Annotated in this window: 14 protein-coding genes; 8 read left to right on the top strand and 6 right to left on the bottom strand. The window is 75.9% G+C overall.

The features are described 5' to 3' along the window. Nucleotides 1–40 precede the first annotated feature (40 nt). Entirely contained in the window at nucleotides 41–1,489 is a 1,449-nt protein-coding gene (locus ABGB16_RS19155) for a cryptochrome/photolyase family protein (protein ID WP_347669452.1), read from the top strand. Between the two features lie 6 nt (nucleotides 1,490–1,495). Here ABGB16_RS19155 and ABGB16_RS19150 read toward each other — a convergent pair whose 3' ends face one another. The 3 genes from ABGB16_RS19150 to ABGB16_RS19140 form a co-directional block, all read right to left on the bottom strand. After that, complete coding sequence (locus tag ABGB16_RS19150; protein WP_347669451.1) at nucleotides 1,496–2,392, bottom strand: SDR family oxidoreductase; 897 nt, start codon at nucleotides 2,390–2,392, stop codon at nucleotides 1,496–1,498. A gap of 22 nt (nucleotides 2,393–2,414) precedes the next feature. Beyond that, complete coding sequence (locus ABGB16_RS19145; RefSeq protein ID WP_347669450.1) at nucleotides 2,415–3,929, bottom strand: NAD(P)/FAD-dependent oxidoreductase; 1,515 nt, start codon at nucleotides 3,927–3,929, stop codon at nucleotides 2,415–2,417. A 125-nt stretch (nucleotides 3,930–4,054) separates the two neighbouring features. Continuing rightward, nucleotides 4,055–4,663: an MBL fold metallo-hydrolase gene (locus ABGB16_RS19140; RefSeq protein WP_347669449.1), complete on the bottom strand. Its 609-nt coding sequence runs from the start codon at nucleotides 4,661–4,663 to the stop codon at nucleotides 4,055–4,057. Between the two features lie 154 nt (nucleotides 4,664–4,817). Between ABGB16_RS19140 and ABGB16_RS19135 the strand changes: the two genes are divergently transcribed. Beyond that, nucleotides 4,818–5,246 (top strand): archease, encoded by a 429-nt coding sequence (locus tag ABGB16_RS19135; protein WP_347669448.1) that lies wholly within the window; start codon nucleotides 4,818–4,820, stop codon nucleotides 5,244–5,246. Nucleotides 5,247–5,318: 72 nt separating this feature from the next. Here ABGB16_RS19135 and ABGB16_RS19130 read toward each other — a convergent pair whose 3' ends face one another. After that, nucleotides 5,319–6,737 carry an RtcB family protein gene (locus ABGB16_RS19130; protein WP_347669447.1) on the bottom strand — a complete coding sequence of 473 codons (1,419 nt, stop codon included), beginning with the start codon at nucleotides 6,735–6,737 and terminating at the stop codon, nucleotides 5,319–5,321. Nucleotides 6,738–6,914: 177 nt separating this feature from the next. Here ABGB16_RS19130 and ABGB16_RS19125 point away from each other — a divergent pair, with 177 nt between their 5' ends. Next, complete coding sequence (locus ABGB16_RS19125) at nucleotides 6,915–7,868, top strand: pentapeptide repeat-containing protein (protein ID WP_347669446.1); 954 nt, start codon at nucleotides 6,915–6,917, stop codon at nucleotides 7,866–7,868. 74 nt (nucleotides 7,869–7,942) lie between these two features. Then, on the top strand, nucleotides 7,943–8,188 hold the full coding sequence (locus ABGB16_RS19120) for a hypothetical protein (RefSeq protein ID WP_347669445.1): 246 nt from the start codon (nucleotides 7,943–7,945) through the stop codon (nucleotides 8,186–8,188). An 82-nt stretch (nucleotides 8,189–8,270) separates the two neighbouring features. Here the strand turns inward: ABGB16_RS19120 and rnhA are convergent, their stop codons facing one another. Beyond that, nucleotides 8,271–8,786: a ribonuclease HI gene (gene rnhA, locus ABGB16_RS19115; protein ID WP_347669444.1), complete on the bottom strand. Its 516-nt coding sequence runs from the start codon at nucleotides 8,784–8,786 to the stop codon at nucleotides 8,271–8,273. Between the two features lie 164 nt (nucleotides 8,787–8,950). Here rnhA and ABGB16_RS19110 point away from each other — a divergent pair, with 164 nt between their 5' ends. Beyond that, nucleotides 8,951–10,063, top strand: coding sequence for a serine hydrolase domain-containing protein (locus ABGB16_RS19110; protein ID WP_347669443.1), 1,113 nt, complete (start codon nucleotides 8,951–8,953; stop codon nucleotides 10,061–10,063). A 231-nt stretch (nucleotides 10,064–10,294) separates the two neighbouring features. Here ABGB16_RS19110 and ABGB16_RS19105 read toward each other — a convergent pair whose 3' ends face one another. Next, nucleotides 10,295–11,515, bottom strand: a complete 1,221-nt coding sequence (locus tag ABGB16_RS19105; RefSeq protein WP_347669495.1) for a lycopene cyclase family protein — start codon at nucleotides 11,513–11,515, stop codon at nucleotides 10,295–10,297. A 1,675-nt stretch (nucleotides 11,516–13,190) separates the two neighbouring features. Between ABGB16_RS19105 and ABGB16_RS19100 the strand changes: the two genes are divergently transcribed. From ABGB16_RS19100 to ABGB16_RS19090, 3 genes are all read left to right on the top strand, one after another. Beyond that, complete coding sequence (locus ABGB16_RS19100; protein WP_347669442.1) at nucleotides 13,191–13,673, top strand: hypothetical protein; 483 nt, start codon at nucleotides 13,191–13,193, stop codon at nucleotides 13,671–13,673. An 89-nt stretch (nucleotides 13,674–13,762) separates the two neighbouring features. Beyond that, complete coding sequence (locus ABGB16_RS19095; protein WP_347669441.1) at nucleotides 13,763–14,389, top strand: class F sortase; 627 nt, start codon at nucleotides 13,763–13,765, stop codon at nucleotides 14,387–14,389. Between the two features lie 102 nt (nucleotides 14,390–14,491). Further along, a complete protein-coding gene (locus ABGB16_RS19090) occupies nucleotides 14,492–15,598 on the top strand; it encodes a magnesium and cobalt transport protein CorA (RefSeq protein ID WP_347669440.1) in 1,107 nt (368 codons plus the stop codon). The last annotated feature ends 698 nt before the right edge of the window (nucleotides 15,599–16,296 follow it).

Below are 16,296 nucleotides of genomic sequence, written 5' to 3'. Positions count from 1 at the left end.
CCAGCGGGCGGTACCCGAGCGGACTCGGCAGAATCGACGTATGTCTTTTTCCCGCCGGTGGCTGCTCGCCGATCAACTCGGGCCGCACTTCCTCGACGATCCGGCGCAACCGGTCCTGCTGGTGGAGGCACGGGAACTGTTCCGGCAGCGCCCGACGCACCGTCAGAAGGCCCACCTGATCCTGTCCGCGCTGCGGCACCGGGCGGCGGAGTTGGGCGACCGGGCGACGCTGGTGCGCGCCGGGACGTTCCGGGAGGCCCTGACGCGGGTCGGGGAGCCGCTGGAGGTGTGCCACCCGCCGTCCCGCGCCGGGTTGGCGTTCGCCCGATCGGTGCCCGGGCTGACGATCCTGCCCCCGCGCGGCTTCCTCACCGACCGGGACGACTTCACCGCATGGGCGGGCGCGCAGCGCCGGGGGCCGCTGCGGATGGCCGACTTCTACCGCTGGGCGCGCCACGAGCACCGGGTGCTGGAGGGACCGCCGGGCCGCGTCCCACGCCGGTCGCGCGCCTCCGCCGGAACGGTCGCCCCGGAGCCGCCGCCCATCGTGGAGGACGCGATCGACGCCGAGGTCCGCGCGGATCTGAACCGGTGGGAGAAGGAGGGCGTCCGGTTCGTCGGACGCGACGGCCCCCGCCGGTACCCGGCCACGCACGCCGAGGCCGACGCCCGGCTGCGGCACTTCGTCCGGCACCGGCTGCCCGACTTCGGCCGGTACCAGGAGGTGATGAGCGCCGACGACCCGCTGCTGGCGCACAGCGTGCTGTCGTCGTCGTTCAACCTGGGGCTGCTCGACCCGGCGGAGGCGATCCGGGCGGCCGAGGCGGCCTGGCGCGCGGGGGACGCGTCGCTGTCGGCCGTGGAGCCGTTCGTGCGCGGGCTGCTCGGCTGGCGGGAGTTCCTCTGGCAGTTGTACTGGTACCTCGAGCCGCGCCTGCGGGACGCGAACCGGCTGGCCGCGACCGGACCGCTGCCGGACTGGTTCGCCACGCTGGACGCCGACGCCGTCGAGGCGCGCTGCCTGGCCGACGTGCTGGCCGGGGTACGCGACCGGGCGTGGGCGCACCACGCGCAGCGGCTGCTGGTGCTGGGCAACTACGCGTTGCAACGCGGATGGCGGCCGGCGGAGCTGGCGGACTGGTTCCGGCGGTGCTTCGTCGACGGCGCCGACTGGGTGATGAACGCGACCGTGATCGGCATGAGCCAGTACGCCGACCCGGACCGGGTCGACAGCCGCCCGTACGCCGTGGACGGCCGGTACGTCGACGAGCTCAGCGACTACTGCGCCGACTGCCGATACCAGCCGGAGACGACCCTGGGTGACCTCGCCTGCCCGTACACCGGGGGTTTCGACGCCTTCCTGCACCGCAACCGGGACCGGCTGGCCGCCGACCCCCGGCTCGCCGCCGAGCTGGCCGAACGCGACGACCCGCACCTGCGGGAGGCGGTGCTGGCCCAGGAGGAGAAGCGCGGCGGCAGCCCGCCCTGACCGTCGTCATGAGCCGTCCGCCGCAGCCGGTTCCGCCGGGCGGTGGGGCGCCGGCGCGGTGGCGACGCCGGTCCCCGCGACGCGGCGCGTGACGAGCGCCAGGACCCGACCGTACGAGGCCGGGGCGAACCGGGCCAGCAGGTCGGGCAGCTTCGCCGACCAACCGATCAGCACCCGGCCGCGGCGGCGCCGGACCCCGCGCAGGATGACCTCGGCGGCCCGCGCCGGATCGATGGTGAGCAGCTTCTCGAACCGCCGGCGGCCGGCCTCGTACTCCTCGACCGAGACGCCGCTGCCGACGCGGGCGCTGCTCGCGATCCGGGTCCGGACGCCGCCCGGATGCACGCAGGTCACCCCGACGCCGTCGTCGACCAGCTCGTGGCGCAGCGCCTCGGTGAAGCCCCGGACGGCGAACTTGCTCGCCGCGTACGCGACCTGCCCGGCGGGGGCGATGAGCCCGAAGAGGCTGGAGACGGTGACCAGGTGCGCGCCGGGTTCGGCCTTCAGCGCCGGCAGCAGCGCGTGGGTCAGCTGCACCACGGCCCGGAAGTTGACGTCGACCACCCAGCTGAACTCGTCCAGGGTGACCTCGTCGAACCGGCCGCCGAGGGCGACGCCGGCGTTGTTGACCAGCAGCCGCAGGCGCGGATGGCGCCGGCGGACCTCCTCGGCCACCCGGGCCGTCGCCGCGGCGTCGGCGAGGTCGACCAGGTAGGTGGCGACCTGCCGGTCCGGGTGGGCGGCCCGGATCGCGGCCGCCACGGCGGTGAGCCGGTCACCGTCCCGGTCGAGCAGGACCAGGTCGCTGCCACGGCGGGCCAGCCCGTGGGCGAGCGCCTCGCCGATGCCGCTGGCCGCCCCGGTGACCACGGCCGTGCCGGCCGTGAAGTCGAACGTACGCACGTCGTCTCCTCTGCTGGCCCGGTCAGCCGACGGCGGCGTCGGCGGGCCGGGCGGGGTTCGGGCGGTCCGGGGCGGGCGGCGCGCCGGCGCGGGAGAAGCGCACCCCGGCGTCGGTCAGCCGGCCGTGACGCATCAGCAGCACGTCGCGGGGATAGTTCTGGTACAGCCGCCACGGCGCGGACACGCCCTGCTTCGGCAGCGCGTCGACGCCGCGCCGCACGTAGCCGGACTTCAGGTCGATCAGCGGCGCCCGCTCCCCGGAGGCGGGGGCGAGCGGGGTGACGACCTGCTGGCCGGTGGCGTCCAGGTGCCGCAGCAGCCGGCACACGTACGTGGCGACCAGGTCGGCCTTCAGCGTCCAGGAGGCGTTGGTGTAGCCGATGGTCATGGCCAGGTTCGGCACGCCGGAGAGCATCATCCCCTTGTACGCGACCGTCTGGGCGAGGCCGACCTCGGCGCCGTCGACGGTGACCGTCATGCCGCCGAGCGCCAGCAGGTTGAGCCCGGTGGCGGTGACCACCACGTCGGCGGGCAGCTCGGCGCCGGAGGCGAGCCGGAGGCCGGTCGGGGTGAACGTGTCGATCCGGTCGGTCACCACGTCGGCGCGGCCCTGCCCGACAGCGGTGAACAGGTCCCCGTCGGGCACCACGCACAGCCGCTGGTCCCAGGGGTCGTAGCGGGGCGAGAAGTGCCGCTGCACGTCGTACCCGGCCGGGAGCCTGCCGGCGGCGGCGCGCAGCAGGAACCGCCGCACCAGCCTCGGGGCGCGGCGGCTGAGCTGGAAGTTCGCCACGCCGAGCAGCACGTTCTTCCAGCGCACCAGCGGATACGCGACCCTCGCCGGCAGCCGGCGCCGCAGCGCGTCGGCGAGGCCGTCGCGGGAGGACAGCGCGATCACGTACGTCGGCGAGCGCTGGAGCATCGTGACGTGGGCGGCGCGTCCGGCCAGCGCCGGCACCAGGGTCACCGCGGTGGCGCCGCTGCCGATGACCACCACCCGTTTGCCGGTGTGGTCCAGGTCGGCGGGCCAGTGCTGCGGGTGCACCAGCCGCCCCTCGTACGCGTCGACGCCCGGCAGGTCCGGGGTGTAGCCGGCGTCGTAGCGGTAGTAGCCGGCGCAGACGAACAGGAACCCGCAGGTGAGAGTCACGTCCTCGCCGGTGTCGTCGCGGCGGGCGCGCACTGTCCAGCGGGCGGTGGCGCTGTCCCACTCGGCGCCCAGCACCCGGTGGTGGAGGCGGATGTGCCCGGTCACCCCGTACTCCTGGGCGGTCCGCCGCACGTAGTCGCGGATCGAGTCGCCGTCGGCGATGGCCTTCGGGTCGGTCCACGGCTTGAACGAGTAGCCGAGGGTGAACATGTCCGAGTCGGACCGGACGCCCGGGTAGCGGAACAGGTCCCAGGTGCCGCCGATCGCGCCGCGCGCCTCCAGCACCGCGTACGTCTTGTCGGGGCAGGTGCGGCGCAGGTGGCAGGCGGCGCCGACGCCGGAGAGGCCGGCGCCGACGATGAGCACGTCGACGTGGTCGTGGGCCATGGCGCGTCTCCCGTCGCAGGGTGCGCCCCAGACCCTATCTCCGTCGGCGCCCCGGCCCGCGGCGCGGCGTCCTCCGGACGGGCGGGTGGTCGAACGCGCGGCCGCTCGGGCCCGGCGGGCCGCGGTCAGACGCTCTCGCCCGGGGCCAGCCACCCGTACGCGTCGCCGAGCGTCTCGGCGAACCAGCCGTTCACGCTGGCCAGCCCCCGCTCGTTGAGCTGGGCGTCGTGGATCGGCAGCACCCGGCGGGCGGCGGCCGCGCGGGCGAAGTCGATCGCCTCGGTCAGCTTCAGCCAGGACGCCTGCGCCGGCACCAGCAGCGTGTCCACCGGCTGCCCCGGCGGGTGCAGGGAGTCGCCGGGGTGGTAGACCGCGCCGTCCGCGACGACGTACCCGAGGTTGACGCAGTCGGGCTGGCCGCCGTGGATGGTGGCGTGCCGGCCGCCGACGGCCAGCACGGGCAGGCCGGCGGCGGTGAACCGCTGCCCGGCGCGGACCCGGGTCACCGGCAGGTCGACCAGCGACGGCAGGGCGGCGCCCTCGGGGGCGAAGACGGGGGCGCCGAGGCCGGCGAGGCGGAGCACGTCGACGTGGTCGGTGTGCTCGTGGCTGACGAGCACCGCGTCCGCCCCGGCGAGGGCACGCGGCTCGCTCCACGTGCCCGGGTCGACGACCAGCACCCGCCCCTCGTGCTCCAGGCGCACGCAGGAGTGCGTGAACTTGGTGATCTTCATCGGCCGAGGGTACGCCCCCACGCGCTCCCCCACGGGCCCCTCGCCTTCACCCTGCCCCTCGGCGGGCCCCTCGTCTCCGCTCCGCCCCTCGGCGGTTCCCCCGTTTCCGGGCGACCCGCGGCGGGCCGGCCCCGGGCGGCGGGATGATCGGGGCATGGAGCGAGGACCGGGGCGGGGCCACCGGGCCGTGCCGCACACCGCGGACGTGCGGGTCGAGGCGTGGGCGCCGGACCGCGAGGGCTGCCTGGCGGAGGCGGTGCGGGCGGCGGTGGAGACGTTCGTCGACGTCTCGGGCGCGGGGCCGGGCACCGAGGCGACGGTCGACGTCCCGGCCGGCGACGACGCGGACCTGCTGGTGGCCGTCCTCGACGAGGTGATCTTCCGGCTGGAGACCGAGGGGACGCTGCCGGTCGCAACGGACGTGACCGCCCGCCCCGACGGGGGCCTGCGGGTGCGCTGGCGGGTCGTGGACACCGACGCGGTGCAGCCGGTCGGCGCGGTGCCGAAGGCGGTATCCCTGCACGAGCTGCGCTTCGGCCCGGACGAGCACGGCTGGTCCTGCGCGGTGACCCTGGACGTCTGACAGCCCGCCTGCCGGGGCGCTGCGTCGGTCCCGGACGGCGGACGGGCCAGGGCGGACGCGACGCGGGGCGGGTCAGCCCTTGACCACGCCCAGCGGCACCAGCCGGGCCACCCGGCGGCACAGGCCGGCGCCCTCGGCCACCCCGACCACCTCGGTGACGTCCTTGTACGCCTCCGGCGTCTCCTCGGCCAGCCCCCGCCAGGACGCCCCGCGCACCGCGATCCCCCGGTTCTCCAGCTCCCGCCGCAGGTCCTGCCCCCGGACGGTCTTCGTGGCCTGCTTGCGGCTGCGTACCCGGCCCGCGCCGTGGCACGTCGAGGCGAACGCCGGGGCGCCGGCGACGCCCGTGAGCACGTACGAGGCGGTGCCCATGGAGCCGGGGATGAGCGCCGGCTGGCCGGCGGGACGCAGGTCGTCGGGCAGGTCGGCGTGCCCGGGTGGCAGCGCCCGGGTGGCGCCCTTGCGGTGCACGCACAGCCGCTTCTCGGCGCCGTCCACCCGGTGCGTCTCGATCTTGGCGAGGTTGTGCGAGACGTCGTACACCAGGTCGAGGCCGCCGCCGGTGACCCGGGTGAAGACCCGGCGGGCGGCCTCGGTGAGCAGTTGCCGGTTGGCCCGGGCGTAGTTCGCGGCGGCGGCCATCGCCGCCAGGTACGCCCGCCCCTCCGGCGAGTCGACGGGGGCGCAGGCGAGCTGCCGGTCGGGCACCTCGATGCCGTCGCGGGGCATCGTGCGCTCCATGGTCCGCACGTAGTCGGTGCAGATCTGGTGGCCCAGGCCGCGCGACCCGCTGTGGATCATCACGCAGACCTGGCCGGCGCGCAGCCCGAACGCCGCCGCCACCTGCTCGTCGTGGACCTCGTCGACCGCCTGCACCTCGAGGAAGTGGTTGCCGGAGCCGAGGCTGCCGACCTGCCCCTGGCCGCGCTGCACGGCCCGGTCGCTGACCTGCGTCGGGTCGGCGTCGCCGACCGCGCCGTAGTCCTCGCACCGGTCCAGGTCCCGGGGCACGCCGTGTCCCCGTTCGACGGCGTACCGGGACCCGTCGCGCAGCACCGCGTCCAGCTCGGCCCGGTCGGTCAGGTGCCACACCGAGCCCCGGCCCATGCCGCGCGGGATCGCGGCGTCCAGGCCGTCCATCAGGGCCTGGATTACCCGCGGCAGTTCGTCGCGGTGCAGGTCGGCGGTGAGCAGCCGTACCCCGCAGGAGATGTCGAACCCGACGCCGCCCGGGGAGACCACCCCGCCCGCGTCGACGTCGGTGGCGGCGACGCCGCCGATCGGGAAGCCGTACCCCCAGTGCACGTCCGGCATCGCGTACGAGGCGCCGACGATGCCCGGCAGGGTCGCGACGTTCGCCACCTGCTCCAGGGACCGGTCCTCCCCCACGTCGGGGATCAGCGCGCGGGAGGCGAAGACGACCCCGGGCACCCGCATCGTGTCCCGCCGCTCGATGCGGAACCGGTACGGCGCCTCCTCGACCAGCTCCATGCGTCGCGGCTACCCGCCGCGCGGACGGCTACACCTCGCGCCCGGCGTGGACGTGGCGCCCGGCGTGGACGTGGCGCCCGGCGCCCCACGCCCCTGACAGCGGGTGCTGCGGGACAATGGGGGCGGCCCGGGGTGCCGGGCGTCCCTGCCCCGACCAACCCCTGGAGAACGGTCAGCGTGCCAGAAACACCCCAGCCCGCCCGGCGCGACGACCTGCGGGCCGACTGCTCCCGCTGCTTCGGGCTGTGCTGCGTCGCGCCGGCGTTCTCCGCGTCCTCCGACTTCGCGCTGGACAAGCCGGCGGGGCGACCCTGCCCCAACCTGGGCGACGACTTCCGCTGCGGCATCCACCGGGACCTGCGGGCCAGGGGCTTTCCCGGGTGCACCGTCTTCGACTGCTTCGGGGCGGGCCAGCAGGTCGCCCAGGTCACCTTCGGCGGGCGGGACTGGCGGGCCGCCCCGGAGACGGCGACGCGGATGTTCGACACGTTCGCCGTCATGCGTCCGCTGCACGAGCTGCTCTGGTACCTCACCGAGGCGGTGACGCTGACGCCGCGCGGCCCGCTGCGCGACGAGTTGGACGCCGCGCTGGGCGAGACCCGCCGGCTCACCGCCGGCGGCCCGGAAGAGCTGCTCGCGCTCGACGTGGACGCGTACCGGGATCGGGTGAACCCGCTGCTGGCGCGCGCCGGCGAGCGGGCCCGGGCGGACCGGGCCGGGGCCGACCGGCGGGGCGCGGTGCTGATCGCCGCCGACCTGCGCCGGGTCGACCTGGCCGGGGCGAACCTGCGGGGCGCGGTGCTGCTCGGGGCGGACCTGCGCGGGGCCGATCTCACGCTGGCCGACGTCACCGGCGCGGACCTGCGCGGGGCCGACCTGCGCGGCGCGGACCTGCGGCGCACCCTGTTCCTGCACCAGTCCCAGGTCGACGCGGCCCGCGGCGACCACCGCACCGGGCTGCCGCCGGGGCTCACCCGGCCGGCCCACTGGTCGCTGCCGGTCACCCCGCTGCCCCGGGCGGCGTCCGGCCGGACCGGCGGCGGTGGGCGGACCGGGAGCGGTGGGCGGGCCGAAAACGGCGGCCGGACCGGCGGCGGTGGGCGGGGCGCGCCGAGGGGTCGTCGCCGCTGACGCGGCCCGCCGCGCCCTGGCGGGCAACCGCCCCACCGGCGTTTGCCGGCCGCCCGGACGGGCAGGAGTGCGACATGACCAGTGAGAGGCGCTTCGACCGAGCCAGCACCGACGAACCCGACGGCGCGACCGCCTACGAGGCGTCGCTGCGACCGCCGGGCGAGTCGCTGCACACGACCGACGACACGGGGGACGACTTCGCCGACCTGCCCGCCGAGAACCGCCGGTCGGCCCGGGAGACCAGCCGCGCCGGGTACGACGTCGACGCGGTCTCCGGCACCGCCGACCCGGCCAACGAGCCCCCGGCCAACGAGCCGTGACCGCTCCCGGCCGCCCGGCCCCGCCTCGGTGATCAAGAAGTTCGCGTCAGCTTTCGCGCCGCCGACGACGCAACTCTCTTGATCACCGGCGCGGGGCGACGGCGGGCCGCCGGGCGTGTCCGCCGGGGCCGGCGGGCGCGCCCGCGCGGGCCTCGGTCATGCCGCGGTTGGCCAGCGCGTCCGCCCGCTCGTTCTCCGGGTGGCCGTTGTGCCCCTTCACCCACAGCCAGGTCACCGTGTGCCGGGCGCAGGCCGCCTCCAGCCGCTGCCACAGGTCGGCGTTCTTGACGGGTTGCCGGGCGGCGGTGACCCAGCCGTTGCGCTTCCACCCGGCCAGCCAGCTGGTGATGCCGTTGCGCACGTACGTGCTGTCGGTGTGCAGCTCGACGGCGACCGGCCGGGTCAGCGCCTCCAGGGCCTGGATGGCGGCCATCAGCTCCATCCGGTTGTTCGTGGTCGGCGTCGCCTCACCGCCGCACAGCTCCCGCTCGTGCGAGCCGTAGCGCAGCACCACACCCCATCCGCCCGGGCCGGGATTGCCGCTGCACGCCCCGTCGGTCCAGATCTGCACGACCCCGCCGGCCGCCTCGTTGACCATGCCCGCAACCTACCGGGCGCCCGCCGCGCACCCGGTCGGCGGGACCCGGGCCGCCGGGACGGGGATCGGGGGCCGACGGCACGGCGGAGATCGGGGGCCGGCGGAAGTCGGACGGCGGAAAATCGGGGGCGCCGCCCGGCGTCCCTCTGGCAGGGTGGCTCACCGTGACCGGACCTTGGGACGGCCTGCGGGCCGAGGTGCGCGCCGCCCTCGACGACCTCGTCGGCTCCGGGCGGGAGGCCGGGGTGCAGGTCGCCGCGTACCTGCGCGGCGAGCCGATCGTCGAGGAGCAGGCGGGGCTGGCCGACACCGTTACGCGCCGCCCGCTGACCGCCGGCACCCCCGTCTACAGCGTCTCCACCGGCAAGGGCCTGACCGCGACCGTCGTGCACGTGCTCGCCGAGCGGGGGCAGCTGGACTACGACCTGCGCGTCGCCGATGTGTGGCCCGAGTTCGCCCGGCACGGCAAGGACGGGATCACCCTGCGCCACGCGCTCACCCACACCGCCGGCGTGCCGGCGCTGCCGGCCGACGTCACGCTCGACGACTTCGCCGACTGGGACCGGATGTGCGCGATCGTGGCCGACGCCGAGCCGCTGTGGGCGCCCGGTGAGCGACTGGCGTACCACGCGTGGACGTTCGGGTGGATCGTCGGCGAGGTGGTCCGGCGGGTCACCGGCCGTCGCGTCTCCGCCGTCCTGGCCGAGGACGTGGCCGCACCACTCGGCGTGACCGGCGAACTGTTCCTCGGCGTGCCGGAGGCGGACCAGGGCCGGCTGGCCCGGGTGGAGGACGGCAACCTCTCGGCGATGCTGGAGGGGATCAGCGGCCACCTGCCGAACCTGGACCGGGTCGTTCCGCCCGGGGCACGACCGGACGCCACCCTCGGCCTGCGGCCCGACGTGCTGCGGGCCGACGTGCCGGCCGTCGGGACCGTCACCGCCCGGGCCGCCGCCCGGATGTACGCGGCGTTGATCGGCGAGGTGGACGGTGTGCGGCTGATCTCGCCGGGGCGGCTGCGCGAGGTGGCCTCGGTAGCGGCGCGCGGCCCGGAGTGGGTCTTCGGCCAGGAGGCGACCTGGGGGCTCGGCTACGCCGTCGAGGGCGACGGGGTGGCCTTCGGCAGCGCCGGCAGCGGCGGCAGCCTCGCGTACGCGTACCCGGGTCTGGGACTCACGGTCGCGGCGACCCGCAACCGGCTCGCGGTCGCCGACGGCGACCCGATGGAGCGGCTGCGCGCGCTGATCCACGACGCGGTCGCCGCGCGGGTCGGCTGAACGGTCGAACTCCCGACCGCGGGGATGTCGATTCCGGTCGCCCGGTCTCGACCGTAGGTGCAGGCCGTGCGGCGGCCCCGGGGCGGTCCGGCACGGCGGTCCGGCACGGGGTGGACCGGCACGGCGGTCCGGCACGGGGTGGACCGGCACGGCGGTCCGGCACGGGGTGGACCGGCACGGCGGTCCGGCACGGGGTGGACCGGCACGGGGTGGGGACGACCAGGTGGGCGGTCAGCCGGGGCGGTCGGCGCGGCTGCGCAGCCGGCCGCGCAGCCGTCCCGCCGCGTCCCCGAGGACGGCGGAGGTCATGGGCAGCAGCGGGCTGGACCGCATCACCGCCAGGTCCTCCCCCGGCGAGGTACCGCCGTCGAGGAAGCGCAGCACCCGCTCCGGCGGGTTGCGGTCGAACAGCCGGTCGAAGAAGTCGGGGCCGTGCAGCCGCCCGGTGTCCAGCGCCCGCAGCGCGACCGCGTCCATCCACAGGTGCCGGCGGGGGTACGCGGGCGCGGGCACCGGCGGGCGGCCCGCAGCCACCGCCCGGGCCACCTGCTCGGCCTGCCGCAGCATCGCCGAGAACGTGAAGCCGGTGGCGGGTCGGGTGGCGCCGCCGGCCGTGCCGAGGCGCACCACCCGCGGCGAGGGCCGGCGCGCGAACGGGGCGTCGGTCATCGGGATCACCCCGTGCTCCACCTCCCGCACCGTCAGCGCGTCGGGGCGCAGGCCGAGCCGGCCGGCGTAGTCGCGCAGCGCCCGGTCGTACGCCTCGTCGGTCAGCGGCGCCGGGGAGAACTCGGTGTACTCGACCAGGGCGTACCGGTCGCCGACCGGCAGGACGTAGCCGAAGGACACACCCCGCTGCGGCTGCGGGGTGCGGAAGTCCATCAGCACCGCCCGGTCCGGGTCGAACGCCGCCGCGTCGACCTGCACCCACCAGCCGCGGAAGTGCTGCAACCAGGACGTACGGCCCGGCCGTCGCGGTGGGTGGGGGCGGGAGTCGAGCACCCAGGACGCCCGGGCCAGGGGCGCCCCGTCCACGCCGCGGACCAGCACGCGGGAGCCGTCGTCGGCCAGGACACCGACCTCGGCGTCGATCCGGGTCACGCCGAGGCGCCGCTCGGCCTCGGCGGCCCGCTCGTACACCGGGGCGGAGCGCAGCATCGCGTACCGCAGCGGGGCGAGGTCGAGCACGCGGCGGCGCGCGGGCGTGGCCACCTCGACCCGCCGCCAACTGGCGCTGAGCACCGGCTCCAGGTCGCCGCCCGGCCGGCCCCAGAACGCCCAGGTGCGGTCCTGGCCGCGCCTGCGCACCGGGTCGAGCACGGCGACCCGCACGCCCCGCACGCCCCGCCGGTGCAGGGCGGCCAGCACGAGGGACGCCGCGCCGCCCCCGCCCACGAGGGCGAGGTCCACGTCGACGGGTACGGCGGGGTCCACCCCGCCACGCTGCCACACGGCGCGCCGGGGCACGGCACCGGGCGGGGCCGGCCCGGCTCCACCATGGCGGGGTCCCCGCCGTCGCGGTCGGCTGTGGCATCCTCGACGCCGTGCCGCCGACGGGCGCCCGGCCGTCGCATCCGACTCCCGGAGGAAGCCCGCATGAGCGTCGCCGCCACCAACGCCCTGACCGCCCGATGGGCGTCCACCGTGGACGACGGGCAGACGGTGTTCTCCGGCGCCAGCGTGTACCCGCTGCTGGCGCTGCTCGCCCGGTACGCGGCCGGGCCGGCCCACGCCGAACTGCTGGCGGTCGCCCCCGAGGCGGCCCGGTACGGCCTGGACGCCTCACCGGCCGTCCGACTCGCCCTGGCCTGCTGGGTCCGGCGGGAGTTGGAACTGTCGCAGCGGTGGCGGCAGGAGGTGCCGGCGCCGATACGCGGCGATCTGACCGGGCAGCCCTCGGTGGACCAGCCGGCGCTCGACGGGTGGGTACGGGCCCAGACCTCAGCGGGGGCACGTGGGCGCCACGCTGGGCGGAAAGGATGTAGTCCGGCCCGTACCGGGCGACCAGCCGGCCGCCGTCGCGGGCGTACACCGGCCACTGGGCGAAGCTGTCCGGCCCGTCGCCGGTACGCCGGTCGTGCCACCACGGCTCGTACAGCACCCGGGCCAGGTCGGGACGGGTGCGCACGATCTCGTTGTGCACCGCGACCGAGCTGACCACGGTGCTGAGCCCACCGGAGCGGGCGGGCCGCACGCAGAGCAGGGCGACGACGTCGGCCGGGTCGGCGTGGAAGCCGAGGCGCCGGCTGTGCTCGTAGCTGTGGGTGGTGGGGTGGGCGGGGTCGGCTCCCCGATCGCGTACGTGCCGCAGGGCCACCTGGTCCGCGCCCTGCGGCACGAGCCGGCCCACGTGGCTGGCCACCCCGACGGCCAGCAGCTCGCACCGGTGCTCCGGCAGCCCCTCGACGGGGAGGCCCCGGACCAACCCGACGCCGCAGCCGTCGGTCACCTCGCCGGCGAGCCGCCCCAGCCGCGGCCCGAGGGTCGGCAGCGGGAAGTCCGCACGCGACAACCCGTCGAGGGGTACGCCCGTGGCCTCGGCGGCGGCGACCGCGGCGAGCAGCTCCGCCCGCTCGTCGTCGCCGACCCGCAGCGTCCACCGCCCACCGTCGGCGAACTGGTCGGCGCGCCAGTCCGCCGGGCCACAGACCTCAGTGATCACCGACGTCTCGCCGCTTCCCCTCGGACCCGTTCGCCCCGGCCGGAGCTGTCCCCCCATCCTGGCCTCCCCTCGGTTCCGGCCGCCCGGCCGGAACTGTCCCCCCATCCTGGGCCGACGCCGGCGCCCGGGACGGCCCGCTCTGCCACGGGCGTAACGCCGACGGACGGGGGTCGGGCCACCCGGGTGTACCCCTCACGTCCGACCGGTGGGGCGAATCGCCGGCAGACGGGCCGGGCCGGGACGGCGGGGACAGGCCGGCGCGGGCGGTCACGGGCGGCGCCGGTCCGGTCCTTTCCGCAGCTCTTCCGCTGCTTGGGCGGACACGTGACGGCAACGAAGAATTCTCATTTTCACCGGATCCGGGGGCCAACCCTCCTAGTGTTGGGCACACCGGTGCTAGTTGCGGTGTTGGCCACCCGAACGACGTCCCACCCGATCAGCGGACAGAAGTGAGGGAAGACGCGTATGAAGGCACAGTCAGTACTCGTATCGGCGACGCTCGGCGTGGGTCTCGGCACGCTCCTACTCCCGGCCGCCGCGCTCGCGGAGACCACCGTCTCACCGGCCACCACACCCGTCGGCGGGACCGTGGTGCTCACCGCGAGCTGCAACCCGAAGTCGGGCGACGCGATCTTCCACGTCACCGGCCCCAACCGCGACCAGAACGTCCGCTCCACCACCGCCGCCGCCGGCGGCGGACTGAGCGCCGAACTCTTCACCGCCGGATTCACCATCGGCACCTACACAGTCACCGCCACCTGCGGCGACGGGACCTCCGCAGGCAGCGCCACCTTCGCCGTCACCCCCATCGGCGGGGCGGCGGCCGGCGAGGGCGCCAACGCCGACACCACCGGCCTCCTCGCCGCGGGCGGCACCCTCGTCGGCGCCGCCGCAGCCGGCACGCTGGCCCTGGTACGCCGCCGACGCCACGCATCCACCCTCGCCTGACCCGGCGCACGTCACGACATCCCTGACACGAACGCCCGCGCCGGCCGACCACCGGCGCGGGCGTTCGCCACGCACCCGGAGGTGTGCCCGTGTTCCCAGGCCACCGGACCGCCGCGGCGGCGATCGCGCTGACCGGCGTGACCGGGCTCGGCCTGCTCGCCGTCGGAGCGACCCGCCCGCCCCCGCGCCCGCCCCGACCACCGGCCCCGGCCGCGGCCGACCCCGCGACCGGCCAACCGGCCACACCCGCGCCACCCCTGCCCCACGCGAACCCCACCCGCGTCACCATCCCGGCGATCGACGTACGCGCCGACCTCGTGCCGGTCGCCGTCACCAGCACCGGCGAACTCGAGGTCCCCCCACCGGACCGGCCGACCATCGCCGGCTGGTACCGGCTCGGCGTCAGCCCCGGCGAAGCCGGCAACGCGGTCATCGTCGGGCACGTCGACTCCCGCGACACCGGCCCGGCGGTCTTCTTCGACCTCGGCCGACTCCGACCCGGCGACCGGATCCGCGTCGCGCGCGCCGACGCGACGGAGGTGACGTTCGCCGTGGACGGCGTCCGGTCGTACCCGAAGACGGCCTTCCCCGCCGACCTCGTCTACGGTGCCGGCACCGTGCCCCGACTGCGCCTGATCACCTGCGGCGGCCGCTTCGACGAACGCGAGCGCCGCTACCTCGACAACGTCATCGTCTTCGCCACCGCCGTCGCCTGACACCACCCCGGATACGCACGACGGTTCCCACCCGGCTCACCACCCCTCGCAAAGATCGCCTACGGTTGCCGGCAGTAGCCCCGGCGAGGCGGAGGTGACCGAGTGGCCCAGCAACCCGCGCGCACCCCGTGGCGGGAACGCCTGCCCGGGCTGCTGCGCCGCGCGCTGGCCCGCCCCGCTCACGCCGCCGCGCCCGCCCGACCCGCCAACCCGGACGCCGTGGTCGACTGCGCCGTCTACGTCGACGGCCGGCGCCGGCCCGGACGCCCGCACTACACCGACGCGTACGCCCAGACCCGCCGCCGACGACGGTCGTTCGTCTGGCTCGGCCTGCACGAGCCGTCGCCCGCGGTGATGGCCGAAGTCGGGCGGACCTTCGACCTGGACGCATTCAGCGTCAAACAGTCCCTCGCCGACGGCCACCGCCCCACCCTGCAACGGCACGGCACGGTGACACTGCTGGTGCTGCGCACCGCCGGCTACGTCGAACACACCGAACTGACCGGCACCTCCGAGGTGATCGACACCGGAGACGTGATGATGTTCCTCGGCGACCGGTTCGTCATCACCGTCCGGCACGGCGCGGCCGGCGCGCTCACCCCCGTGCGCGAGGGCATCCAGGACCGCCCGGCGGTGCTCGCCGAAGGCCCCTGGGCCGTCGCGTACGCGGTGTGCGCCCGGATGGTCGATCTGTACCTCGAGGTCGCCGGGCACGTCGAGCAGGACCTGGAACGCGTGGAGGAAATGGTCTTCGCCCGCGACCGGTCCGCCGACGTCCAGCAGATCTACCAACTCAAACGGGAGATCGTGGAGTTCAAACGGGCGGTGCTGCCGTTGCAGGCGCCACTGCGTACGCTCACCGAACCGCGCCCCGACGGCCCGCCCCCGGCGCTGCGCCCGTGGTTCGTCGAGGTCGAGGGGCAGCTCGCCCGGGCCGTCGACCGCGTCGGCGCGTACGACGACCTGCTCAACTCCATCCTGCAGTCCCGGCTGGCACAGCTCGCCGTCGAGCAGAACAACGACATGCGCAAGATCGCGTCCTGGGCGGCCATCGCCGCGGCGCAGACCGCGATCGCCGGGATCTACGGGATGAACTTCGCCAACATGCCCGAACTCAACTGGCGTTACGGCTACCCCGCCGCGCTGCTGGTGATGGCCGCCGCCGCGTTCACCCTGCACCGCCTGTTCCGCCGCTCCGGCTGGCTGTAACCGCCCACCGGCTCGGGATGATCGCCCCAACTCCGCCGACCTGCCCCGCCTGCCCCGGAACGGTCATCGACCCCACATCGCCGACATGGCGCCTTCCTGCCCGCCCGGATCCCGCGATGTCGGCGACACGACCACCACTTCCCCGGCGGCCGCCAGCCCCCGGCCTCTCCTCAGGGCGGTTGACCCCATATCGCCGACATGGGGCCAACCACGCCAGCCGGACTCCGCCATGTCGGCGACATGCAGCGACCATGCCCTGGCCGGCGACGGGTGAGGTGGAATGCCGACGGCCCCGGAGGCGTTACACACCCGGACGCCCGAGCAGCAGTCCCGGCCGAACCCCTCCGGGGCAGGTCCGGCGGAATCATCGCCCGTCCCGGGCCGTTACACCACCCGGGCCACGGGCCCCGGGTACCGCTCGACTCCATGTCGCCGACATGGCCCCTTCCTGCCCACCCGGACCCCGCGATGTCGCCGACATGCACTCACCACCCGGGCCCACGCGCCGGGGCGTTACACCACCCGGGCCCACGCGCCGGGGCGTTACACCACCCGGGCCCACGCGCCGGGGCGTTACACCACCCGGGCCCACGCGCCCCCGGGTAACCACAGGGCCACACGGCGGAATGCCGCCAGCCGCCCGGTCGTTACACCCCCGGGCCACCCGAGCCGAGCACCACCGCCGGGACACGAGCCCT

This window comes from Micromonospora sp. B11E3 (assembly GCF_039871625.1).
In the GTDB taxonomy this organism is placed as follows: domain Bacteria; phylum Actinomycetota; class Actinomycetes; order Mycobacteriales; family Micromonosporaceae; genus Micromonospora.
This window is presented reverse-complemented; position numbering and strand designations above follow the sequence as displayed.

Bases quoted from the DNA above. Each gene is read 5' to 3' on its own strand.
- ABGB16_RS19155 (WP_347669452.1), top strand. From the start codon at position 41: ATGTCTTTTTCCCGCCGGTGGCTGCTCGCCGATCAACTCGGGCCGCAC.
- ABGB16_RS19145 (WP_347669450.1), bottom strand. From the start codon at position 3,929: ATGGCCCACGACCACGTCGACGTGCTCATCGTCGGCGCCGGCCTCTCC.
- ABGB16_RS19140 (WP_347669449.1), bottom strand. From the start codon at position 4,663: ATGAAGATCACCAAGTTCACGCACTCCTGCGTGCGCCTGGAGCACGAG.
- ABGB16_RS19135 (WP_347669448.1), top strand. From the start codon at position 4,818: ATGGAGCGAGGACCGGGGCGGGGCCACCGGGCCGTGCCGCACACCGCG.
- ABGB16_RS19130 (WP_347669447.1), bottom strand. From the start codon at position 6,737: ATGGAGCTGGTCGAGGAGGCGCCGTACCGGTTCCGCATCGAGCGGCGG.
- ABGB16_RS19120 (WP_347669445.1), top strand. From the start codon at position 7,943: ATGACCAGTGAGAGGCGCTTCGACCGAGCCAGCACCGACGAACCCGAC.
- rnhA (WP_347669444.1), bottom strand. From the start codon at position 8,786: ATGGTCAACGAGGCGGCCGGCGGGGTCGTGCAGATCTGGACCGACGGG.
- ABGB16_RS19100 (WP_347669442.1), top strand. From the start codon at position 13,191: ATGAAGGCACAGTCAGTACTCGTATCGGCGACGCTCGGCGTGGGTCTC.